General features: G+C 46.7%; 20 protein-coding genes and 2 pseudogenes. 9 read left to right on the plus strand and 13 right to left on the minus strand.

Annotated elements, in window-relative coordinates:
- Window positions 1–118: 118 nt before the first annotated feature.
- Window positions 119–1,834, plus strand: a complete 1,716-nt coding sequence (locus NDI33_RS15065) for a pseudouridine synthase (RefSeq protein ID WP_347275850.1) — start codon at window positions 119–121, stop codon at window positions 1,832–1,834.
- Between the two features lie 45 nt (window positions 1,835–1,879).
- Here NDI33_RS15065 and NDI33_RS15070 read toward each other — a convergent pair whose 3' ends face one another.
- Window positions 1,880–2,974: a WD40 repeat domain-containing protein gene (locus tag NDI33_RS15070; RefSeq protein WP_190673023.1), complete on the minus strand. Its 1,095-nt coding sequence runs from the start codon at window positions 2,972–2,974 to the stop codon at window positions 1,880–1,882.
- A 567-nt stretch (window positions 2,975–3,541) separates the two neighbouring features.
- Here NDI33_RS15070 and NDI33_RS15075 point away from each other — a divergent pair.
- Together NDI33_RS15075 and NDI33_RS15080 are read left to right on the plus strand one after the other, a co-directional pair.
- Window positions 3,542–5,224: an ABC transporter ATP-binding protein gene (locus NDI33_RS15075; RefSeq protein WP_242033028.1), complete on the plus strand. Its 1,683-nt coding sequence runs from the start codon at window positions 3,542–3,544 to the stop codon at window positions 5,222–5,224.
- A 212-nt stretch (window positions 5,225–5,436) separates the two neighbouring features.
- On the plus strand, window positions 5,437–6,096 hold the full coding sequence (locus tag NDI33_RS15080) for an SDR family oxidoreductase (RefSeq protein ID WP_190673026.1): 660 nt from the start codon (window positions 5,437–5,439) through the stop codon (window positions 6,094–6,096).
- A gap of 11 nt (window positions 6,097–6,107) precedes the next feature.
- Here the strand turns inward: NDI33_RS15080 and NDI33_RS15085 are convergent, their stop codons facing one another.
- From NDI33_RS15085 to NDI33_RS15105, 5 genes are all read right to left on the minus strand, one after another.
- Complete coding sequence (locus NDI33_RS15085) at window positions 6,108–7,268, minus strand: hypothetical protein (protein WP_190673029.1); 1,161 nt, start codon at window positions 7,266–7,268, stop codon at window positions 6,108–6,110.
- 382 nt (window positions 7,269–7,650) lie between these two features.
- The gene (locus tag NDI33_RS15090) at window positions 7,651–8,319 is read right to left on the minus strand and encodes a hypothetical protein (protein ID WP_190673032.1); all 669 of its coding nucleotides are present in this window, start codon (window positions 8,317–8,319) and stop codon (window positions 7,651–7,653) included.
- Window positions 8,319–11,300: an N-6 DNA methylase gene (locus NDI33_RS15095; RefSeq protein WP_190673036.1), complete on the minus strand. Its 2,982-nt coding sequence runs from the start codon at window positions 11,298–11,300 to the stop codon at window positions 8,319–8,321. The genes NDI33_RS15090 and NDI33_RS15095 overlap by 1 nt, the downstream gene beginning before the upstream one ends.
- Before the next feature lie 288 nt (window positions 11,301–11,588).
- The gene (locus NDI33_RS15100; protein ID WP_190673038.1) at window positions 11,589–11,855 is read right to left on the minus strand and encodes a Precorrin-3B methylase; all 267 of its coding nucleotides are present in this window, start codon (window positions 11,853–11,855) and stop codon (window positions 11,589–11,591) included.
- A gap of 147 nt (window positions 11,856–12,002) precedes the next feature.
- Window positions 12,003–12,278, minus strand: a complete 276-nt coding sequence (locus NDI33_RS15105; RefSeq protein ID WP_190673040.1) for a UBP-type zinc finger domain-containing protein — start codon at window positions 12,276–12,278, stop codon at window positions 12,003–12,005.
- A 343-nt stretch (window positions 12,279–12,621) separates the two neighbouring features.
- Between NDI33_RS15105 and NDI33_RS15110 the strand changes: the two genes are divergently transcribed.
- Both NDI33_RS15110 and NDI33_RS15115 read left to right on the plus strand, forming a co-directional pair.
- Window positions 12,622–13,176 (plus strand): DUF6438 domain-containing protein, encoded by a 555-nt coding sequence (locus tag NDI33_RS15110; protein ID WP_190673042.1) that lies wholly within the window; start codon window positions 12,622–12,624, stop codon window positions 13,174–13,176.
- Between the two features lie 312 nt (window positions 13,177–13,488).
- Window positions 13,489–14,175 carry a Coq4 family protein gene (locus NDI33_RS15115; RefSeq protein ID WP_190673044.1) on the plus strand — a complete coding sequence of 229 codons (687 nt, stop codon included), beginning with the start codon at window positions 13,489–13,491 and terminating at the stop codon, window positions 14,173–14,175.
- Between the two features lie 186 nt (window positions 14,176–14,361).
- Here NDI33_RS15115 and NDI33_RS15120 read toward each other — a convergent pair whose 3' ends face one another.
- Both NDI33_RS15120 and NDI33_RS15125 read right to left on the minus strand, forming a co-directional pair.
- Window positions 14,362–14,655: a hypothetical protein gene (locus NDI33_RS15120; protein WP_190433004.1), complete on the minus strand. Its 294-nt coding sequence runs from the start codon at window positions 14,653–14,655 to the stop codon at window positions 14,362–14,364.
- Between the two features lie 166 nt (window positions 14,656–14,821).
- Window positions 14,822–16,561: an ABC transporter ATP-binding protein/permease gene (locus tag NDI33_RS15125; RefSeq protein WP_190673047.1), complete on the minus strand. Its 1,740-nt coding sequence runs from the start codon at window positions 16,559–16,561 to the stop codon at window positions 14,822–14,824.
- A 107-nt stretch (window positions 16,562–16,668) separates the two neighbouring features.
- On the opposite strand from NDI33_RS15125, the pseudogene NDI33_RS15130 reads away from it, so the two are divergent.
- A pseudogene (locus NDI33_RS15130) lies at window positions 16,669–16,776 on the plus strand (aminoacyl-tRNA hydrolase); the annotation flags it as partial.
- Window positions 16,777–16,991: 215 nt separating this feature from the next.
- On the opposite strand, the gene NDI33_RS15135 reads toward NDI33_RS15130, so the two are convergent.
- A complete protein-coding gene (locus NDI33_RS15135; protein WP_190673050.1) occupies window positions 16,992–17,609 on the minus strand; it encodes a L,D-transpeptidase in 618 nt (205 codons plus the stop codon).
- A gap of 155 nt (window positions 17,610–17,764) precedes the next feature.
- Window positions 17,765–18,481: a class I SAM-dependent methyltransferase gene (locus NDI33_RS15140; protein ID WP_190673053.1), complete on the minus strand. Its 717-nt coding sequence runs from the start codon at window positions 18,479–18,481 to the stop codon at window positions 17,765–17,767.
- 270 nt (window positions 18,482–18,751) lie between these two features.
- Between NDI33_RS15140 and arfB the strand changes: the two genes are divergently transcribed.
- Window positions 18,752–19,168, plus strand: coding sequence for an alternative ribosome rescue aminoacyl-tRNA hydrolase ArfB (gene arfB, locus NDI33_RS15145; RefSeq protein WP_190673057.1), 417 nt, complete (start codon window positions 18,752–18,754; stop codon window positions 19,166–19,168).
- A gap of 14 nt (window positions 19,169–19,182) precedes the next feature.
- Here arfB and NDI33_RS15150 read toward each other — a convergent pair whose 3' ends face one another.
- Window positions 19,183–19,776, minus strand: coding sequence for a TetR/AcrR family transcriptional regulator (locus NDI33_RS15150; RefSeq protein ID WP_190673060.1), 594 nt, complete (start codon window positions 19,774–19,776; stop codon window positions 19,183–19,185).
- A 5-nt stretch (window positions 19,777–19,781) separates the two neighbouring features.
- Entirely contained in the window at window positions 19,782–20,531 is a 750-nt protein-coding gene (locus tag NDI33_RS15155; RefSeq protein WP_190673063.1) for an alpha/beta hydrolase, read from the minus strand.
- Between the two features lie 277 nt (window positions 20,532–20,808).
- Here NDI33_RS15155 and NDI33_RS15160 point away from each other — a divergent pair.
- Together NDI33_RS15160 and NDI33_RS15165 are read left to right on the plus strand one after the other, a co-directional pair.
- Window positions 20,809–21,097, plus strand: a pseudogene (locus NDI33_RS15160) (aminoacyl-tRNA hydrolase); the annotation flags it as partial.
- Window positions 21,090–21,824 carry a class I SAM-dependent methyltransferase gene (locus NDI33_RS15165; RefSeq protein ID WP_190673066.1) on the plus strand — a complete coding sequence of 245 codons (735 nt, stop codon included), beginning with the start codon at window positions 21,090–21,092 and terminating at the stop codon, window positions 21,822–21,824. The pseudogene NDI33_RS15160 and the gene NDI33_RS15165, both read left to right, overlap by 8 nt.
- 101 nt (window positions 21,825–21,925) lie before the next feature.
- On the opposite strand, the gene NDI33_RS15170 is transcribed toward NDI33_RS15165, so the two are convergent.
- On the minus strand, window positions 21,926–23,170 hold the full coding sequence (locus NDI33_RS15170) for a family 1 glycosylhydrolase (RefSeq protein ID WP_190673069.1): 1,245 nt from the start codon (window positions 23,168–23,170) through the stop codon (window positions 21,926–21,928).
- Window positions 23,171–23,246: the final 76 nt, after the last annotated feature.

A 23,246-nucleotide genomic window follows, 5' to 3' on the forward strand; every position in this document is an offset into this window, starting at 1 on the left:
GAGGCAATGTGCAAATTTTTAATTTGTAACAAAGCCATTAAACTGCAAAAGCTCCCAACCGCATGGCAGATTCTTATTGTGGGTCTTTTTGTTGTCGGCGTTGCTGGAGTAATCATCGGTGCATGAGAAAATAGATACCCGCGAGAGACTATCTACAGAGGTTGCCAAAGGTATTCAAAACTATTGGTATGAAGGGCGCTGTCCTCAAAGTGGTGAACTACTGAGACTACCCCGCACTCCGGAAGCAGAAGCGATCGCTAGAAGTTTAATGGAACACCTTGCCAACAACGATCCTTATTCTGATGAAGGCAAGATGTATGGCATCCTGCTGGTTGAACTGCCGAATGGCGAACAACAGATACTTAAAGCTTTCTCCGGTCTTCTCAATGGTAATCGTACAAGTGAGGGCTGGGTGCCGCCAATTCCGGGACGAGATGAAGTTGCCCTAGAAGAAGCCCGCACCTTAGCCCAACTGGAGGCGATTAAGCAAGAACTGATTACCCTGAAGCAACTTCCAGAATGGCAGCAGTACGAAACGCACTCTCGCAAGTTTGAACAGCAGTTGCAAGAAATGAGCGATCGCCATCGAGATTGTAAGCAGCAACGATACCAAAAACGTCAGATACTCTGCGAAACGCTGACTGGAGAGGCGCTAACGATTGCCCTCGAAGAACTTGACGAAGAAAGTCGTCAGCATGGAATTGAGCGACGAATGCTCAAACGCCAGCAGAATGAAGTGTTGCAGCCACTCAAGGAATTGATTGAAGCAACCCAAGCACGGATGCGCGAACTTAAACAACAGCGCAAAGAACTATCCCGCGAATTGCAGACTCAGATGCACGCGGCGTATAGGCTGACGAATTTTGCAGGAGAGTCTCTATCTTTGCAGGAATTGATGCCAGGAGGCTCTATGCCCACTGGAACCGGAGACTGTTGCGCCCCTAAGCTGCTGCACTATGCGGCAACGCATGGACTGAAGCCACTGGCAATGGCAGAGTTTTGGTGGGGGTCATCATCAGCCGATGGTGACAAAATTCAGGGAGAATTTTATGGAGCCTGTGCAGAACGCTGTCAGCCACTGATGGGATTTTTACTATCGGGATGGGAACCCTCCCCCCCCTTTCCTTCCCCCCTCCCCCCCCTTAAAAAGGAGGGGATGGAAGAGGGAGTAAGAAGCCCCTCCCCTATTAGGGGAGGGGTGTGGGGAGAGGTCCCCATTGTTTATGAAGATGAATGGCTGATTGCGATGAACAAACCCGCAGGGTTCCTATCAGTACCTGGTCGTTATCACCACACCTTTGATAGTGTCCTCAGTCGCTTGCGTCATCTGTTACCGGATGGCATGGCGATCGCATCTGTGCATCGTCTGGATCAAGAAACATCTGGTATTCTCTTGCTGGCACGCGATCGCTCAACCCATCGTCAACTCAGTCAGCAGTTTCAGCGGCGGCAAGTTTACAAGGTTTACGAAGCCTTACTTTCCGGTTCGGTGACAATTGAGCAAGGTGCGATCGCACTCCCTTTATGGGGAGATCCGGAAAATCGTCCCTATCAAAAAGTCGATGAACGCGGTAAACCTAGCTTGACTCGCTTCCAAGTTATCGCTAGGGAAGGCGATTGGACTCGCATAGAGTTTATCCCCCTAACTGGACGCACCCATCAGCTACGGGTTCACGCAGCCGATCCGCGAGGACTTGGGGTAACGATATTAGGCGATCGCCTTTACGGATGTCGTGCAACTGTCAGTCGGTTACATCTGCACGCCAGGGAACTTCGCTTTGTGCATCCGCAATCTGGACAACCTTTGCATTTACAAACAAAGACACCGTTTTGATGAATTGCTCTGATGACGGTAACTTATCAAAAGGCGATCGGCGCTTCAAAAAGACCCCCGCAAAACACTGATTCCAAAAGTGGACAAAACACCCCCAGAACCGATGGCAATCGTTTTGCCATCCGGACTAAAGGCAATGCTGGTTGTGTATATGCGACCAAGATTTTGGTCGTTAATAGAAGGCTCAAACAGTGTTTTAAGTAGCGTTCCAGTCCGCAAATTCCACAATTTAACTGAATGATCCCAAGCAGCCGTAACCAGTTTCTGCCCATCAGGGCTAATTGAAATGGAAGCGGAACCTCCGGGTAAGGTGTGGAGAAGCTGCTTTGTTCTCAGGTTCCATATCTTGATGGAATCTGCAACACTGACAAGCGTCTGCCCATCGGGAGCGATCGCAATGGAACTGATTGGGCTAGTCTGTCCTTCGAGAGTACCCAGCAGTTTTCCTGTCTTGATATCCCATAGCTGAATGCTGGTGTCCGTACTGGTATTTTGATCCACATATTCTCCACCGCCAGTCGCGAGTATCTGACTGTTTGGGCTGAGGGCAATCGACCGAATTGGGGTTGATTGGGGATTGATAGTCTGTAGCCGTTTGCCTGTTTTCAGGTTCCACACCAACACTTTCTTGTCATTACTGGCACTGACTAAAGTTTGCCCATCGGCACTAATTTCAAGGTGATTGACTGGTTGTGAATGACCGTTCAAGGTGCGGAGAAGTTTATTCGTTTTCAGATTCCACACCTTAATCGTTTTGTCATTATCCTGTGCCTTACGGTCAACAGTCACCAAGGTTTGGGTATCGGGAGTAATTGCAACGACGCCTGCGGCATATATTTTTTCATTCAGGGTACGCAGCAGCTTACCTGTTTTGAGGTTCCACAGCTTGATTGCCGTACCAGGGCTATGGCTAACCAGGATTTGACTATTCGTATTGAAGGTTAGAAAAGTAACATCGCTGTTATGCCCGCTTAAATTGTAGATTGGCTCAAAGTCTCTTTTGGAGTTAGCGGTTGTTGAACTGGGTTGGGTTGAGGGTTGGGCTGTTGACGGGAGTTTAGCGATCGCGCCAGTGGCAATTGTTGCCATAACAGCCAGAGCGAGCGCATTTTTCCAAGACAATTGCTTGAGATTTTTCATATAGATAGGTATATAGCTCAGGTAGGACAAAAACTTTATGACTCGCCGATACAATCCAATAAGACGGCAGTTGTATATGCAAATGTTGCCGTCATAACAGCTACAACAGCCCGACCTTAACAAAGCAATTTGCGATCGCACATCACCCAGTTGATTCACCCAACTGATTGATGCTTTTTTGAACTGGCAGGTCTTACGGCATGAACGCGCCTACGCTTACGTCCTACCTAACCTAGAATTTTTCAAGGGTTTCAGGAGTTTTGAATCGTCTTTCAAGGGGTTAAAAACCAAAGTTGATTTCTGACCCCCGACTCTCTGAAATTGTCCAATTGGTGTTCATTGTTCTGCTTAGAGCCACCCAGCACATCCATGACTTTTCCACTCAAAGCATCTTTGAAGAGCCGGGAAAATCCGCCAAAAATGGTGAAGCGGTCAATATACCAACATTGGTTGGTGCGGATCGTCCTCCGGTCTATTTCTTACTTTCGTAGGGACATCTGGCTGATCATCACGCTCTTATTTTTGATTGGGGCATCGGTGCTTTGCAACCTTCTCAACGCTTGGCCTATGGCGATTCTAGTCGATACGGTTCTCTCCCCAACCCCGAAACCCAACTGGATTCATCGGCTGTTTCTTGCCCCGTTTGGTGAAGGCAAGCTGAACCAAATTTTCGGAATGGCGTTCGTGGCGATGCTCATTAGGATCGTGAGCGATACCGTCATCATGCTCCGCAAGATGTTGAACTACCGCATCCAGTACAACGGAACCTTGCGGGTTCGCACCGAACTCTACGACAAAATGCAGGCGCTCAGTCTTGGCTGGCACGGTTCGCGATCGCAAGGCGATGCCATCTATCGGTTGAGCTACGATAGCCTCGGCCCTTGGGGGGTAATCGATACGCTGATCGGCTCTACCGCTGCATCGGTGACGCTGACGGCGATGATCTGGATTATGCTGTCGCGCCATGTCCTTCTCACCGTGTTTGCACTTTCGTTCACGCCGCTTCTGCTAGTCGCAAACTGGTACTTCGAGGGAAGGATTCGGCGTCGTGCGTTTGAGTCAAAGCAGACCGATGCGGTCATGACCTCGACGATGCAGCAAGCGATAGAGTTGATCGGACTCATCCAGTCTTTCCGTCGAGAAGCGACGGAGTCGCGGCGCTTCACGCGGGTGGTCGATCGCAGCGTCGCTGCCTCCATGCGGCTCCATTGGCAGGAAAACCTGTATCCGCTCGCGGTTCAGGTAGTCTTCGCTCTGGGAAGCGGGGTAATCTTCGGCTACGGCGGGTATCTGGTCTATCGCGACCAGTTTTTGCGCCAGGTGCCGAACGGCCTGACCCTCGGCGATCTGATCGTATTCTTGGCGTACCTTAATCAGTTCTGGGACCCAATCGGTTGGGTGTTGGGGTTCACGACCAAGATCCAGACATTCGTAGCCTCATGCGATCGCGTGTTTACAGTAATCGACGAGCCACCCACCATCAAGGACGAGCCTGATGCGCGATCGTTTCCCGCCCATCCCCGCACCCTAACCCTTTCCAACGTGAGCTTTGAATACATCCCTGAGCGACCCGTGTTACGGGAGATCGATGCAACTATCGAACCGGGTCAGATGGTAGCGTTTTTGGGTCCAAGCGGGACGGGAAAAAGCACGTTGCTCAATCTCTTGCCGCGCTTCTACGACCCAACAAACGGGAGCGTTCAACTGGACGGTTTCGATATCCGCACCCTTAAGGTTGCCGATGTCCGCAAACACATGGCGCTGGTTACGCAAGGCAGCCCACTTTTCCCCGGAACGATCGCGGAGAATATTACCTATGGCTGCGAGGAAGCGACCTTACAAGAGATTCGGGAGGCGGCGGTGGAATCCGGGGCGGCTGAGTTCATCGAAGCCTTGCCGGAGCGGTACGATACGATGCTCAGCGAGGGCGGACAGAACCTTTCCGGCGGACAGCGGCAGCGTTTAGCGATCGCGCGGGCGCTAGCGACGAAGGCTCCAATACTTATCCTCGACGAACCCACGAGTTCGCTAGATTTGAAGCACGAGCAATGGGTGATAGAAACCCTCCAGCGTCTGCGTCGCAAAAGAACAATTATCTTGGTGACACACCGACTCGAAACCGCCGTAGACTGCGATCGCATTTTTGTGATGCAGGAGGGCGAGATCGTTGAAGAAGGCACTCATGACGAACTTCTATCCCAAAAAGGACTCTACTTCCGAATGCTGGGCTACAAGCCATCCTCGACCTGACGATGCTAGAAAATTGAAACACTTTAAGCTCATTCCCCGCCTGAAGGTCGGAGGATCAGCGCTAAAGCAGTCAATTCTACAGATTCCCACTTGAGATTTTGTTCGGGTAATTATCGCACCCGGCAACATTCTGGAACACGATGGTAAGCGACAGTTTCAGATAGGCTATGAGTGTCTAGAAATGTCCCTCTAATCAAGACATTGGAGTTCGCATGGCAACTTATCTGGTTACGGGTGCTAATCGCGGAATTGGTTACGAATATTGTCGTCAACTGCAAGCGCGGGGAGAGCAAGTAATTGCCATTTGTCGCAGTGCTTCTGAGGAGTTGAAGCAGCTAGGGGTGCAGGTTGACGAGGGAATTGATATTACCTCTGATGCATCGGTTGCTGATTTACGCGATCGCCTGGGTGACACGACGATTGATGTTCTAATTAATAATGCCGGAATCATCAAGCGCGTGACGCTGGAAAACTTGGATTTTGAGAGCATTCGAGAGCAGTTTGAAGTGAATGCGCTGGGGCCTTTACGAGTGACTCACGCCCTATTGCCACTGCTTAAAGCAGGTTCCAAGATTGCGCTGATGACAAGTCGGATGGGTTCAATTGCAGATAATACCTCTGGCAGTTCTTATGGCTATCGGATGTCGAAGGTGGCGTTATCGATGGCTGGCAAATCGCTATCTCTCGACCTCAAACCGCGTGCGATCGCAGTGGCAATTCTGCATCCAGGGTTAGTTCAAAGTCGTATGACGAACTTTACTGGCATTACGCCGGAAGAGTCTGTAAAGGGGTTGTTGGCGCGGATTGATGAGTTGACGCTGGAGAATACAGGCACTTTTTGGCACGCCAATGGAGAAGTGCTGCCTTGGTAAGTAACCAATTACTAATTACCAGAAGCTTGCCAAATCGGAATTCCTGCTACCGTTGGAACAGCCAACATCTGACCATCTGGGCTAAATAATCCTGTACTAGCACCACTACTCACATCAAAACCACGAAGAGGCCATTCCTTGCGAATTTCGACATTAATAATACGTGAACCAGCTACCTGACCAGCAACCAGATAGGTTTTAGCATCAGGACTGAGTGATAACTGATCATCCGTTCTGTCTACCGAAGCCGAAACAGTATGCACAGTTGCACCCGTTTTCACGTCCCAAGTGCGGAGGTGAGCTTCATATATCGCGTCTTTTGACAGACTGGTTAACATTTGACCATCCGGGCTAAAGGCTATGCTCTGGGGAAGTAACTCATTTTTTTCTTTTAGGGTATGGAGGAGTTGACCTGTGTTAGGATTCCAAAGTTGAATCAAGCCTTGCCAGTGATAAGTTCCTCCCTTGAGGATAGATTGACTGGAACCGAGGCTGGCTAACACTTGGCTATCAGGGCTAAAACTCATCCTTCGTAAAGATTTGATATTACTCCTGAGTACAAAACGCTTTTCGCCGGTTGCTACATCCCATAGCTGAATCTGGGGATTTTCGGAACCAAAATATTTTCGGGCGCTACTGGCAATAGATTGTCCGTTTGGGCTAAATTCCAAGCTGGAAATAATGCTAGCCGGGAAATTTTCCCCAGAATCAATAGGCGAGCGAAACTCTGCGCTATTGGTAACAATTGGTTTTTTCCAGATCGCTTCTCCGGTTTTGCTATTCCACAGACCAACCTCTATTGATTTATCAATTTGCGAGTAGATGATGCTGGCAACAAACTGTCCATCAGCGCTGATGGCAACATCGCCAAAGGAAGTGGTATCGTCGGCTTTGATAGATGAGAGTAATTTCCCTTTGGTGACATCCCACAACTGAATGGCTTTACCTTGTTCACCATTAGCGACGAGTAGAAGCCCATTAGAGCTAAACTTGGCATAGTTGGCGACAGTGGGCAACTTGTGAACTAGCTTGGAGTTTTCCCAAGATGGTTTAGCTTGAGCTACGGAAGGGGTTGGTGCTTGAGCGAAGAAGCCAGCCGATTGTGCCACAGATGTCCCCACAAGTGTAGCGATCGCGAGGACGGTCACTGTTAAGGCAGTTGTTTTCTTCATACTCAAGGCAAAAGTAGTAGTGATTCACTACTAACTAATGACTCTTGATGAATGATTCTGTTTCCCTTGGCTTGGCAACATTTCGCCCAAGATAGAGGCATGAATGGATGCGGCTTCGTTTGCGATCGCCTTCTTTTAGAATTGCTTGATAGTTAGCTTTAGAGATTAGGGTTTCCAGAGTCACTTCCTTGAGGTGTTGATAGGGCCAAGGGTTTCATGATAAGTGTATGAGTTGGAGTTGCTGATTGAATGCTTTCAATTCTAAGGTCTAAACTAGCGATCGCTTGCTTTGTGTACCCCTTGAAGATATGGCTGTGTGTTCGGTTGTCAAAGCTCAGTTGTTCTTCGGAAACTCTGGCAGAATTGTGAGGAATTATTGCGATTATGGTGAAGATGCTGAACAGTTGAGAAAGATGTGATACACAGTTATCGAGCCACTTACTACTCGTTCATGTTCACTAACCCATGCATCAGGTAAAGATGTGAGAACTTGTGTTTTCTGTAATATCTGTTTGATGCACAAATCGTTGCTTGGGTCGTGATTAAATCTCCGCTTTAATTCGTTTTCCCAATATGTTGCAGCATCGCTTTGAATGTAACCTACCATCGCTGCTTCAGGATACTGGGATGCGTATATCCCTTTGATGTAGCACTGCAATCCATCTTTACCTACATATTCACCAATGGGGTAGCCATTCTTTCGGAGCCTCTTGGCTTCAAAGATGTATTCTGGTCTTAGATAGTTGAGGCTACTCTCAACAACAATATCTAGCCTCCGCCTACGTTTGCCAGTTCGCCCCTCAACTGAAACTAGCCTTTCCTCGTCTACAAAATATCTGTCAAAACGTTCAGGAAGATTAGGATCAACTAATCTTCTTAGGCGTTTTCTCATTGATTCTACTATCAAACCTGTAATCTCTTCTTCCTCAAGATCACAGTGAATTTGAGTCAATGAATCCTCATAACCCCAAGCAAGAAGCTGATGTGCATCTCGTCGAAAACCAAAGAAATATGCACTTAATACCGTTGAGTTAAGGTTCTCCGCTCCCATTATCGAACTACCTCATGTAGTTCACGGTTTGCAGAAAGTATTTCTGCAATGATGTCATCAGAATCATTGAGAGCTTGTGTTCTAGTCCAGTCGATTAAACGTGGAGACTTACAGATGTAAACTCTTGAATCATCAAAAATACGCAGGCTTTGTTGCACATAGACCCATTGGCTAAAACGTTGCTTTGTCTTCTTCTGAATGTAAGCAAGAAATGAAAGTAAGTCTCCCTCAGCTTTTTCAACACTTACATCTATAGGGTTATCTGAGCGGACAAACTCTACTGAACATATAATTATTTTTTTTGAGTAAGTCAATATAACTTGATGTCGAAGCCCACTTCCTTCGGTGAAATCATCAAGCTGACGTTGAAGAGTTTTTGCATAATCAAGTAAATCTTTTAAATAAGGCAAGCTGACAGCAATTCCTTGAGATTTACCTTCATTTATACTCAACCGTATTTTCATAAAATCTCTTGCCAAAACACCTAGGTTTTTAGGTATATCTAGAATATCTTCAACTTCATTGTCTAGCTCATCTTGCACATTCTCATTATTTACCAAAAATTTACTTTCTCTTCTAGCCAATTTTTTATGAAGCTGTGAAAGTTCTCTCACTTGACGTTCTGAAAACAAAGGGATTGGTAGATTTTCAAATGCATCAAGCGTAATTCGGCCTCGATCAATCCCTAATTGGGGGCTTGTAAAAAAAAGATAGTATTGAATGAGACTAGAATTACGAACAATGGATAAAGCTCGTAGGTAATCAGCATCTTCTCCAGAAGCTGAAAGTCCTATCTGACCACTAGGAATAACAAAATCTTGGTCACTGTACATGGCATAGGAAGAGTTGAGTACCAAGTGTGGAGCTTTCACCAAATTTAGACCAGCCATTCCTCCCCGCTTCCGCACAAATTGTTCTGCTTCTGGTATTATTTCAAGAGCATCTTCAGGAACTATGAATCGATTGAGCAGATTACGTAAAGCTTTAACATTAAAACGTCTCAATCCTTTGATTTCATCAACTTGCTCAAGAGTTGCCTCATCAACTTCATACTTGTTTCGCAGTTGAATCCCCTCACAAAGAAACCAATTTCGCTCTTCTTTAATTGCACCTAATGTACTTGGAAAAAGTCGTTTCAAGCGTTGAATAGCTTGTTTGTCTCTATGAGTGCCCCAGAACGCTATTTTCCAAGTTAAAGAATCTCCAGCCTCTGCTTCTTCATGCGAGATAGATTGTATTTCGTTACCATTGATTGTTATTACCCAACCTGCTTTTTGCTTAGGGCTTCCCCAAGGACAAATAGACATCTGATTGATTACAAAGGGAGCATAATGGATAATAGGAGTTTTAATACTATTTTGTTTAGCTCGACGGTATATGAATGTTGCAGCAGGTGCTTTTGCTCTTCCATCAAATAACACCTTACGAAGGCTGGAGAAATTAGTGATCCTTACAATTTTGTATTGTTTAAAGAATTCTGAGCGATATTTTTCTGAACTATTGTTAAATAAACTTTTTGCATGAACAAGCAAGCCTATACAGCCATCATCATCTAGCAAATCAACCACTCGCCAGCTAAATGCTTCGCAGACACGGTTACTTGAAACTGGTTTTTGCTCAGAATTTTGACTAATCCAATTTAAAGCAGGTTTTTCTGTTTCAGAATGAGATTCTAGCTCAATCCAAGGTGGATTACCAATAATCAAATCAAACTTTTTACTCTGTTTCCAGAAAACTGAATTATCATCAAAAAAGTCACATTCAAAAATTTGTGTGTTGTGGAGCGGAGGAAATTTGAACTGTTCATTTCGATGCAAGTCTGGAGGCTCAACATAGTTCAGTAATGTCAAAATGAGGCTAAATTCAGCTACATAGCAAGCCTCTTTATTCCGCTCTATGCCATAGAGACTTTCACACAAAATTCTACATAACTCCGTAGGCTTCAATTTCCCAGGCGCACGATGAACTAACTCAAGTTCAATAAGTCTACGGTAAGCCAAAACTAGAAATATTCCTGATCCACAGCATGGATCAAGGATTTTCATTCCTCTTTGTAAGGGTTTAGATTCCTCTAATTCACATAACAAGTAATCTGCAACAGGCTCAGGTGTATAGACGGCACCAACTTTTTTACCCGTTCCTTGTGTCCGTAGGAACTGCTCATAGATTGAGGACAGTATTTCAACTGGAATGTAGAAGAAGTTATAAGCTTCAAAGTCAAGATGTAGCTGCCCTGATATAGGATCATCTCCCTTAAAAGTAGACGCTACCAGAGCAACGATTTCATCTATCTTGGCTATGTCTTCAATGTTTGAAGGTAAAGGAAAAATAGCACCATTAAAGCGTTCCTCTAGAATCTGAGTTAAATGGAGCAATCCGTCTAAGGTTGCATTGCGACCAAGTACACTATCTAAATTTATGTTGTTCTCTGCCAACCACTCCTTAGAGAGAATGCCTCGATCGTAGAGATAGCGAATATAAACATACTTTCCAATTAATGCATGGATAATTGGAAGCTCTAATCCCAATCCTTCTAAGTATTCTTCTAACTTCCTAAGATTATTGAGTAAATGCATATCTACCCTCTTTTCAGGAGTGATATGCTTTGCCTGAGCCTCCCAAAGCCTTCCAGAATCAATAGAATCAGCCCTAAAATCTACAAGTTGCTCTCGAATACTCTCAAAAGTGAGATCAACTATCTCTTCTATTTTCTTTACTAAGCCTTTCTTCTCATTTTCTAAAGAGAAGTCGAACCCTGTATAAACTCTAATTTCATTAGGAAGGAGAATGACTAGAAAAGGTGCATTTCCTAAATTCCAGAGCCTGCGATGAATCTCTCTAGCCTCATCTCTTGTTTTAGCTTCAGCAACATAGACAGCCGGACGGGGTGGAAGAGTTTTCTGCTCCGGGGGACTCGTTTGAAAAAGATAGGTTCCCTGCACTCCAGCTTTCTTAGCTGCACGGAAAAGGTGCTCAGTCAATGGCTCTTGCGAAGGCTCGCTAATAGCACGATAGTTTAGTGACTGAGCATATCCAAGTTCATCTAAGAGTTGCTCCAGATTCAGAGAAATACCTCCAATGCACGCTCAACCCTTCATAGTACAGATATTGCAGCTATTTGAAGCAAGTTTTAGACTTAAGTTATATTAGACAGTCTAGTACATATGATCTTCTCTTTAAAGATGCTGCTGCAAGAATACCTACTTGAATAGGTAATCACCATTATCTGATTTGCGCGATCGCACTTCCCTGACAACCCAAGGAAAACACTATTTCGGCTTTCGTTTCGACTTGGGCGGTGTTCGGTGTGCACCAAAGTATTTTTCACTGCGATAGCGAAGCCACACCCGCAACTGCTGCGGAATCTGGTCTTTTTGTTCTTTCGTCAGCGTATTGTAAAGGGCTAAGGCGCGATCGCGTTCTCCCCGACAAGCAGCATTATTGTGAGCATCCCAGTAGCTACGGGCAACCCGAATCCGCCGACAGACTTCCTTAATGAGTGCTTCTCCCGTGAGGGGATTTTCCTGCTTTGCCATACTTCAATCAGAACGCCCTACCCTAAATCCTAACCTGTAGCATCAAGGCGATCGCTCCTTCTTCGATCTAGTGTTTGGAAGGATTATGCGATCGCATTCCTTTAAAATTACTTGTAAGTTGGGGAGATGCCCCAATGGAGCGCATCTTCAATAATTCTTCTGCTGCTCATCCACAAAACACCACAGCCATTGCTCTCCTAACTCCGCTGAACTGATTACAGTGTGTCCGGTTTCCTCATAGTGACGACGAGAATGCTGATGTTCTGACGAGTCGCAGCACAGCATCTTACCGCACGTCTGACAAATGCGAAGATGCACCCAGCGACCATTAATCCGAATGCACTCTTCACAGCGAAACACCGGATAGTTGGCTTTAGGGATTAGGTTTTGCAGCGTCACTTCATTGAGGTGTTGGCAGGACATAGGGTTTCCGAATCAATGTATGAGTTGGAGTCGCTCATTGGATGCTTCCAATTCTAGAGGCTAAACAAGCGATCGCTTGCTTTCTGCACCTCTTGAAGATATCGCTGTGCGTTCGGTTGTCAAAGCTGAGTTGTTCTAGGGTGCGCTGCGGTGTAAGAACTCAACTCTTCTACGGAGAACACCAATGATTTCCCGATTGCATCAACAGCCGATAATTTAGCCTAAAAATAGAAAATTCCTACATCGTCTTCCGGTTTCTGAATTAGAAACCGGGAACTGAGAGCTGAAACAGCCGAATAGACTCGAAGTTAAGTGAATCTTTCTGATTTGGAGCCAAACGATAATGCGATCGCCACTTCTTCTAAGTCTAATCATCGGTGTAGCCAGTAGTGTTCTAAGCGTCTCTATTCCTAACTCCCCGTTCCTGGCGGCTGAAACCAATACTCCGAATCAAAGGCTACTCAATCAACCTCAACAAGTCTCACCACAAGTTGCGCTGACACTCGAACGAACAGCCTGTTTTGGCTTTTGCCCCATTTATAAGCTCACTGTTTATGGCAATGGCAAGGTGGTTTACGAGGGCAAACGGTTTGTGAAAGTGACTGGCACCCGAACAACAACTATCAGTAAAACAGCAGCGAGAAAGCTCATTGCAGACTTTCAAAAGCTCAATTACTTCAAGCTTCAAGACAGCTATACAGGTGGACACACCGATGCACCTTCTGCCATCACCTCATTGACAATCGGCAAGAAACAAAAAACAGTACACCATTACCTTCCTTCACCTGATGCACCGACTCAACTAACAGAATTGGAAAATAAAATCGATACCGTAGTGAATTCTAAGCAGTGGATTGGAACAGATGCTGAACGCGCCCCACGGGGAACTAGGAAGTAATTAGATTGGCGATCGCGCAACCTGCCGGAGGCATCTCGCTCCTGCTCAATTGCTACAAAAATTTGCCCCATCGATAGTCGCAATCAGGCAATTCAAGAATCCATAAAATAGTCCTAAACAGACGGTGGCTGCGCTAGTATGATGCACAAGGAAGTTGCGTGTCTGAGGTAGAAGCCGAACGCAACAGAGCGATCGCAGCTAGAGTATAGGGCAGCACAACTGGCAGAGCGGCTAAGAGCTGCGGGTCTAGATCCAGATATCTGAAGTTATCCCGCTAAGGGTTCGTTCATTTTGATTACCGAAGGTTTCCCAATGTCAAAATCTCCCTCCATTATCAATGCTGATATGAGTCGCTCGGTTACTCCAGAACTTCTGAAAGGTTTGGAAGGTTTCCTTGCCTTTATCGATAACGGAACAGATATCGAGGCAGTTTTTGATATTGCTGCTGCCTTAGCCAACCATAAAGTTTCTGCTGCCGCGATTACCTATCTCAAGTCCCATCCTGAAATCGCTCAACTTTTTGAAGAACAATATATTGCACCGACTCCCAATTTAGAAGCGTTACTCAAGCTGCCTGAAGATTCGTTAGGCTTTGCCTATGCCTCTCATATGCGAGCAGCCAACCTCGATCCAGAGTTTTATCGCCAAGTCGAACTTCAAGATGACACAAGCTATTTAGCACTGCGTATGCGACAAACTCATGATATTTGGCATACCGTTACAGGATTTGGCACCGATCCTGTTGGAGAGATTGGGCTGCAAGCATTTACGCTCGCGCAAAATCGCTCTCCCCTTGCAGTGATGTTGATTGCCGCAATCACCTTGAATACGATCAAGATGAACAGCGATTTAAACCCGCTTGTAAGTCTCATTCAGCAGAGCTACGATTTGGGGGATCGGGCAAAACCCTTTCTAGGGCAGAAGTGGGAAGAGGCTTGGGAAAAACCACTAGCAGACTGGAGAGCGGAGCTAAATGTCACTCCTTTTCGCCATGTTTGAGCAGAGCTAGCGGTTGTTTAATCTGCCACGTTTGAGCCTGGGATTCCAGCAAAGACTGATGGTAATTTGTCCACGTAGAGTGATGCCCGACACTCAAAAAAGTCGTCCCTTTCGCGTGTAAATTCAGAGTACACGCGAATCGGTGGCTGCGGCTATCAAGCGAGCGCGCTAGGTGAATCGCCACTGCTAATCCTTATCTTCTCCATCCTTCTCCTCTTGTCCATCCTTCTCCTCATCGTCATTTTGATCGGATGAGCCAGTGGTCTCTTGCCCCTCGTTATCGTCATCATCAGCCTGATTACCCTGGTTGGATTCTTTTTCCGATTCTTGTACAGGTTCGGAATTTTTAGCGGCTTCACCACAACCAATCAGAACGATATTCCCTGCGAACATCACAAGCAGACTCAAGCAAAAAGCACTAAAAGATTTATTCCACAGCGGTATCATTTGGGATTTGGATTCTCCATCAATACGATTCATATCTTTTTAAACTTTAGCGAACTGCACGGGATTTAAACCTTAGATTTGATATGTCTATGGTCATGGATTGGCTTATCTCTGGACTTGTGCTTGCCAGCTTCCATTGACTTGGCTATTTCAATCAGCAGGTATTTTTTCACAAATGGGATGCTTCTGCCATCGCCCTTTAGGTAGTCGATGGAAGTTCCAACAACTCCGGTTGTTCTTCGACAAGAGCTAGGGGTTGTTTAAGCTGCCAAGTCCTATCCTGGGAGAGTTCCAGCAATGACTGATGATAATTTGCCAACGTAGCACGATGTCCCACACTTAAGAAAGTAGTCCCTTTTGCCTGCAAATGTTGATACAACCGTTCCTCGTTATCCAAATCTAGGGCGCTAGTTGCTTCATCTAGGATGGCGTAGTTGGGTTTGTTCAGCAGCAACCGGGCGAAAGTTAGCCGTTGTTGTTCGCCCAAAGAGAGGACATCTGCCCAATCCTCCTGGGCATCAAAACCGCCAAATCTTTCCTCTAAACCTGCTAAATTAACCTGTTCCAGCACTTGCTTTAAGTGTTCGTCGTCAACCTCAAGATGCGTGTTGGGATACAGCAATTGATCGCGCAGAGTACCAAGCACCATGTAGGGACGTTGCGGCAAAAATAGGATCTCGTCGGATTCAGGACGAACAATTTTCCCTGTACCAGAATCCCACAAACCTGCGATCGCTCTCAGCAGCGAACTCTTACCACAACCACTTGGTCCCATCACCAAAAGTCCCTCTCCCGCAGGTAACTCTAGCGACAAATCTTCGACTAATGTGCGCTGATAGTTAGGCGTTTGCAGGCTGAGATGTTCGACTGCCAGCCGATCTGCTGATACCGTCTGAATCCTGGGTTGCTCATCGGATGCCCGATCTGCCTCTGCCTGTTCTAAAAACTGGGCAAAGGTATAAAGACGATTAATCCCAGCGCCAAAAGTGGTCAATTGCTGGAAGCGGGCAACGACAACATTGAGCGAGAAAAAGACGCGGACAAAAGCCCCCTGTGCCTCAGAAACTTTACCCACCTCCATTTCCCCGGCAAAAATCGCGGGTGCGACAACTAGGGCAGGCAGGACGAAGGGGATGAACTCATAAGCGTTGGTGAGAACATTTAAGTTTAATTCCCAAACCAGCAGGCGTTTGACGTTCTCAAACACATCGAGGAACCGATGCTTAACTTGGTTTGACTCCTGTTCTTCCCCTCGATAGAATGCGATCGCTTCCGCATTCTCCCGAATCCGCACCAAACCAAAGCGGAGATTCGCTTCTCTCTTCAATTGTTCAAAGTTGAGTCGGACAAGCGGCTTACCAAATACAAAAGTTGTTACTACTGTCCCAATTAGGGCATACAGCACCAGAAACAACACCAGGGGTTTAGAAATGCCCCAGAGTACGCTGCTGAAGGCGATCGTTGACAGCACAGACTGCACCAACACCAGTACAAAGGTGAGAGATTCCTGGGTAAAACTCCTAACATCCTCTGCAATCCGCTGATCTGGGTTATCGATTTCAGTGCCTGAGATATGCAGATTGTAATAGGCACGATCGCGAAAGTAGTTATCCACAAACCGATGAGTCAGCCATTTCCGCCATTGCAAACTGAGGCGATCGCGCAGATAGGTATAGCCTGCGAGCAATGGTGCATAGATCACCAACACAGCGATGAAAATGATGACAGTTTCCCAGAAGCGTGGCTCATCACGGGCTGAGAGGGCTGAAATCAGCACTCCTCGCTTGTTGTTGAGAACTACACTCAATCCCGTATACGCCAGCAGTAACAGCACTACGCCCAGCAATAACCCTCTGGCTTGCCATTTTTCATCCCCTGACCAATAGGACTTAGCGATCGTCCAGAACTGCTGGACTACATTGAAATTCAATCGATCCATCGGCTTATTTTCCTTACTTTGTCTGTCAGGAGATAATGAATAAAGGCGAATCAGAGCGAAATCTGCTCAACGACTGGTGCGACTCATCTCTGGACAATTGTTAAATTATGCTACAAATTTTTAACACGGTGAGTATCCCAGAGTATGAGATTGAGATGATTGCAATGCCCTCTCAAGGGGCAGGCGGGCAAAACGTCAATAAGGTACCAAATTCTGAGCGCAGTTGCAGCCAATCAATACAAACTTCTGTCAAATCTTCAGGTATAAAAGTGCGGAGTGCGATGCCAATTGCAGAAGCTAACTATACAAAGGCGCGAATAATAAGTTATGAAGGGGCAAGTTTAGCGGAAAACTAGCTTATTTATAGTCAGCTTGATTTGTGAATAAAGAGCATTACCGCGATCGCAGAAAACACAACCACGTCAATACATTAATCAACAATCGTTACTTTGGTACCTAACTTCACCCAACCCTTCTCAATTAACTGCTGCAAAGTGTTTGAGTCCAGATGGATGCAGCCACCTGAGTTAGCTTGACCAATATTGTCAGGATCGGGTGTACCATGAAGTGCGATTGAAAACCAGTAAGGCGTTCCCTGAAATGTACTCATTTTAGGACCCGTGATGCTTGTCGTTGAAGTGAGTCCGATATAGCCATTTCCATAGGCACTGTCTGGGCTACCGTTCCCATCAAAGTCAAGATGCTTCATGTTCTTGAATAGCTGAACTAATCCTTGCTGAGGATTAACTAAGTTGCGATACTGAGTAACTTTGACAAAACGCTTAACGTTATCTTGGGCAATTTGGTTGTACTCAGACTTTTTGTAGAGAATCAAGTCTACGCTCATCTCGCCTGTGGGAGTAACAAAGTCATTCATGTTTTGTTTGTCTTTGAGTCCGCCCTTACCAATGCCGATAGTTGCTTTGTAAATCGGAACGCTTTGGTTATTGAGTACCTCCAAGCGCTTGTCTACTCGATGAATGAGCAGCGAGTAACGTTCTTCTTGAATGCTGTTGAGTTTCTCAGCATTATTTACGGATGGTGGCAAGGATTGTGGCTTGGCTTCAATTACGTTTTTTGGAGTTGAAACGACAGCATCAGATGATGCACAAGCGCATAGGGCTATTGGTAGTGCAACTAAGAGCCAGTTTGAGATGAGACGAGATGTTGTAAACACAACTAACCTAACTGGGGCTTGCTCAACTATTTCTCATCATATAAGGCAGATCCTCTGAATTGTTCTTCTACGCAGGACACGAGAATAAGCGATAGAGGATGCTGCGTTGTTGGCTCAAGTGGTTCAATACATTGGCGTATCTGCAACTTTGCTTGGTTAAAAGCTGTCAGCCACGAACTGATAGTCCGAAAATACCAAGGCATTGGCTCCCACTCGTCCTCGCCAAAGCTCGTGAAGCACTCGGTTCGCCAGCCCTCCTTGTAGGCGGTGTCGCCACAGGCACTCCACGGGTGAACCGTCTGCACAACTAGGTGCCCATTAGGTACTAGAACTGTACCCAGCGCAGCCAGCAGCGGTACAATGGTTTCCCCTAACAGCGAGAAGTTACAGACTACGAGATCGTATAGTCCATCGAGTTGATTTGGGTCGTTGACGATCCGATCGTAAGAGAGGGTGCGAAACCTACCACCACCTGCTGCGTGAGCTTGTTGAACTAAAGCAGGACTCCCATCTACCCCAAAGGCTTGGATACCGCGTTCGTTTAATGCGCGTACCAGCCAACCTTCACCGCATCCAACATCTAGCACGCGGCGAGGTTGCAGCGCCACCAAAACCTCCACAATGGCGGCATCAGTCACAACGCGGCGACTAGATATTAGTTGCTCGCGGACTGCTTTTGTCCAAGCACGAGCATTCGCATTCCAACTTAAATGCAAGCGGTATTCCAAATCAGATTGGGACATAAAAGCCTCCAGTTGTGCAAATTATACGTGCAGCGATCGCCAATGGCATGAACAGTATGAAAGCACTCAAGCGTTGTCGAGGAAATACTTGCAGTACAAAGCGAACGTTTCTAGGCATAGTGAAAGAAAAACTCCGTGTTTGATATATTGCAGCTAGAGAGGGAGCTAGAGGCGAGGCTGCTACTTTATGCTGGAATCAGCACCAATAGAGCGAAACTGGGCAACAATTTCTGTGCAATGCTGCACTGTCTATAATCAAGCGAATCAATCATGCTGCAAATTTCTAACACCGTAAGTATTCCAGAGCATGAGATTGAGATGAGTGCGGTGCGATCGCAAGGGGCAGGGGGACAAAATGTAAATAAGGTGGCAACTGCCATTCACCTGCGCTTTGACATCATCGCTTCCTCACTACCTGAACGCTACAAAGAGCGGCTGTTGAAGCTTTCCGACCAACGCATCACTAAAGAAGGTGTCATTGTCATCAAAGCACAGGAACACCGTAGCCAAGAGCAAAATCGAGAAGAAGCATTGCAACGATTGCAAGACTTGATCAAGAGTGCGATCGCACTCCCCAAACCTCGTAAACCCAGCAAACCGACTCGGAGTTCTCAAAGAAAGCGTCTGGATAGCAAAACTAAGCGATCGCAACTCAAGACGATGCGAGGAAAGGTTACGGATGAATGAGATGGTGCGAACATTCAGTCTACCTCTCCACAAAACTCCGCAATCACCTGTACCTTGACCGCATCTAACGGATAGGTGTTGGGATAGGTTGAAAACATCAGCATGATGCCCTGAAGTGTTGAGGAAAAATAGAGCGATCGCTGTCGTGGGTTAGCAACTCCCAACTCGCTGAACATCTGCGTCTGGATTTCAAACTGCTTTGCCTGCTCATCCATCAACTTCTGGCTGTATTTCGCCACAATCGGGTCGAGCCGGGGTTGGGTAAACAGATTGAGATAAAATCGGAAAACCTCCGGTTGCCGTCGCACATCGTCTAACGCACCCTCGGCAATATGGCGAATTTGCCCAGCAGGCGTTGACTTTGCAACGGCGGCATTCATGACAACCAGCAGATCGTTGAGCCGCACATCGACCATTGCTGCCAAAACGTCTTCTTTACCCTTGAAGTAGTGGTAAAGCAGTCCCTTTGAAATCTGCGCTTGTTTGGCGATATCTTCAATCGACGTGGCGTGATAGCCTTTCGTGAAGAACAAATCCATCGCCGTTTTCAAGATTTGCTCCCGCGTTGCCTGACGGATGCGCTCATTTTCTGCTGGGGTACGTGGCATGGCTTCTACTGACTGAGAAATTGAACGATCCGACTCGAAACCTCATCAGCATGAGTGAATGTAGGCATATGATCGGCTCCTTCAAGGTAGGCAAAGTGAATGTCGGGTACCTGTTGAAATAATTCGGCAACCTTGAAAAGGTCAGGCATATCCTTTTTGCCGATGATAAACAGCGTTTTGGTTTGAAGCTCACTTAAGCGATCAATGGTGGGTGGCTGTGCCCAGAGCATCTCATAGGTTTTCCATTCAAAAGACCGTTTCATGTTGTGCGTTGTCATCTCAATTATGCGATCGCGCTGTGGACTGGACATCACGACACTGTACACAGGATGGTTCAACAACACCTCAACCATTTTTTCCAAATCTGGAGCTACTGCATTGATTTGCGCGTACCATTGTTGAACATCGGGTGAGAACTGGAAGCCCGATAATCCCGGAGCCACCAGCACCAGCCTGGTTACTCGATCGGGATAAGCCAGGGCAAAATCGGTCGCAATTTGACCGCCGATCGAATGTCCTACTAGAATCACGCGATCGAGATTGAGATGGTCAAGCAACTGCCGCAAATCCTCAACATAGTGGGCAGGTTTGAGTAGTGGGGGTGACTGTCCGGCACCGCGTCCGTCAAAAGTGATGACCTGATAAGTCTGGGCTAGTTGCGGGGCAATGAACTCCCAATCCCGCAAATCTGCCATTGCGTTATGAATCAGGACAACCGCCTCACCCTTACCTTGAACTTCGTAATGCAAATCCATGTCTGTCTCCTTTCAGGTTTGTAGGACAGTCACAATGAACGTTTCAGCCTGATTTTCCAGCAACAGCCTGGGCTGATAGGATCGATTGTTTCATCCTCAATATAATTTATGACTGAATATACAGTCAATAAAAATATCTCTACATTCCTAACATTCCTAACAACGCAACTATCTTGCCCTACCAATTATCTCTGCTACAATTTTCTGGAAACTCATAACCCCTGGTAATCCCACTTTTGGATGGGTTCCGGCTCCTACACAATAGAGATTTGGAACATCCTGTGCGATTCATCTGTGCTTTGATATCCTGGCTTCCTCGCTGCCCAATCGCTACAAAGAGCGGCTGTTGAAGCTTCCCGACCAGTGCATTACCAAGGAAGGGGTGATTGTCATCAAGGCTCAAGAACACCGCAGCCAGGAGCAGAACCGAGAAGAGGCATTGCAACGATTGCAAAACTTGATTAAAAGTGCGATCTGCGCTTCGCTGTTCTCAAAGAAAGCGTCTGGATAGTAAAACTAAGCGAAGTCAGATTAAGACGATGCGAGGAAAAGTTACGGATGAGTGAGTGGTACAGAAAAGACCTTGCTTATATTCACGATGTCGGCTTCAGGAGTTACGTTCTGCAAGCAATGCCAGAAATTCTGGCAATTCTCAAACAGCATGGCATTCAGGATGGACTGATTGTAGATTTGGGGTGTGGTAGTGGTCTGTCAGCTGAGGAGTTGGTTAGGACAGGCTACCAAGTATTGGGAGTTGATATCTCAGCTGACATGATTGAGATTGCCCGTTGTCGAGTTCCTATGGCTGAATTTCAGCTAGGCTCATTGTTCAAGGTCGAAATTCCTGACTGTAATGCGGTGATTTCGATTAGTGAATGTTTTAATTACCTGTTTGACCCCGACCACCAAACACTTACCCAGGTGTTCCAACGCATCTATGATGCTCTCGCGCCGGGAGGCGTTTTTATCTTTGATATTGCAGAACCCGGACAGCTGACTTCTGCAACTCCAGTCAAAAGCTTTACTGAAGGCGAAGATTGGATTGTTTTGGTAGAAAAACAGGAAGATTCACAGCACATCTTGACTCGGCGAATCATTACCTTTCGGCAAGTAGGAAACGATTATCGTCGAGATGACGAGGTTCATCGCCAGCAACTATATGCAGCAGAAGAAATTGCCACGATGTTGCAACAAGTGGGCTACCAAGTCGAAATTCAGCGTTGTTATGGTCAGTTTGCTTTACCCAATGCCCATGCTGCATTGATTGCCAGAAAGCCTATGAGCAACCTTTGACTCTTGGCGATTGTTCCGACAGCCATCAAGACTTTAAGCGATCGCAACTTAAGACGATGCGAGGAAAAGTTACAGATGAATGACACTGCTGGATTAAATCTTTAACTCCAATTGCGATCGGCTTCTGGCTGCAATCGTTTAGCCGCGTCAATCACATCTTGCAATTCTACTGGATCGCTCAACGGATCAGTATCAAGTGTCATGACCCGATTGAGTTCCTTCTGCCAACGTCGCAGTTCTGCAACGTATGCTTCGCAAGGCACCCGCTTCAGATTATCCCCTTCCTCCACCAAATCGTAAATCCCATTGTGCAGCCACTTTCCAGTATGCCAATCCGGCATATCAACAGCGGGAAATAAACAAATTCCATGCAGATCCATCCCAGAATTAACCGCTGCTAGAGACTCTTCCACTACGTCTTTTAGCCACTCATCTCTGCCTGTTTCCATCCCACTGGTTTCGCCAACGATCATCGGTCTGCGATAGCGTTCCCACACCCAGCGCATTAGCTCGCAAAGCGGTTTGATGCGATCGTCGTCGGGTTCTAGCGCCTGATGGGGGCCGTGTTCTCGGTATTCCATCTGACCGAAAGAGTAGTGATTTGCGCCAACGATATCGAGAATTTCCGGGGAACCGCCGAGTTCAGGATGCTCTTTCCCGTAGAGAATATCCCACGCCAAAAACGTATCCACATAGGTTTCGTGATGTGCTGCCTCGATCTGATCCGGGCGATCGCGCGGTGCGACCACCTGAACCAAGGGATCGATGTGAACCATCCTAGAGGCAGGTTCTACCTCCCGAATCGCTTTCACCCCTGCGATCGCTGCCTTACACAACGCCAATCGCAAGCGAAAACGGTCTTCTTTTGTGGTTTTATAAGGAGCAACCCAACCCCACTCACCACCGCAGAACGAGAAAAACGTAATTTCATTAATCGGCGTGAAAAAATAGGGGCCACGCAAGCGGGGAATTACATACTCTGCTGCGGCGCGACAGTAACGGGCAAAGCGATCGCTAAACTCATCAGAAAATGGATCGAGATCGTCTGGATATCCGTAGTGGCACAGATCCCAGATGGGAAGAATCTGCGTCTCCTGCATCGCTTCAATCATGGGGTCAAGGCTAGAGAAGTCGTAGCAGCCACCGCGATCGACTAACGGCCAAGGAATCGCTTCGCGTGCCACATCAATCCCCAGCGATCGCAATATGTTGTAGTCTTCCTGCGCGTGGCGATCGTGCTGTGTCTCCTTAATCAGATTCCGCCGCTGCTTGTCCTTCCAGAGAAACGTCGAACACTCAAAGCCAGAGATGAAGAAGGTGGGGAAGATTCCAGGTCGTTGAGCCATGCGTTTGCTCTGTAAGTTAACTCGTCATGGTAGGCACTCTTGCTCATTTGAGACACTATCCAACGCGAGATAAATC

Origin of the sequence: Trichocoleus sp. DQ-A1, assembly GCF_039961955.1 — a bacterium.
Classification (GTDB): domain Bacteria; phylum Cyanobacteriota; class Cyanobacteriia; order Cyanobacteriales; family FACHB-T130; genus FACHB-T130.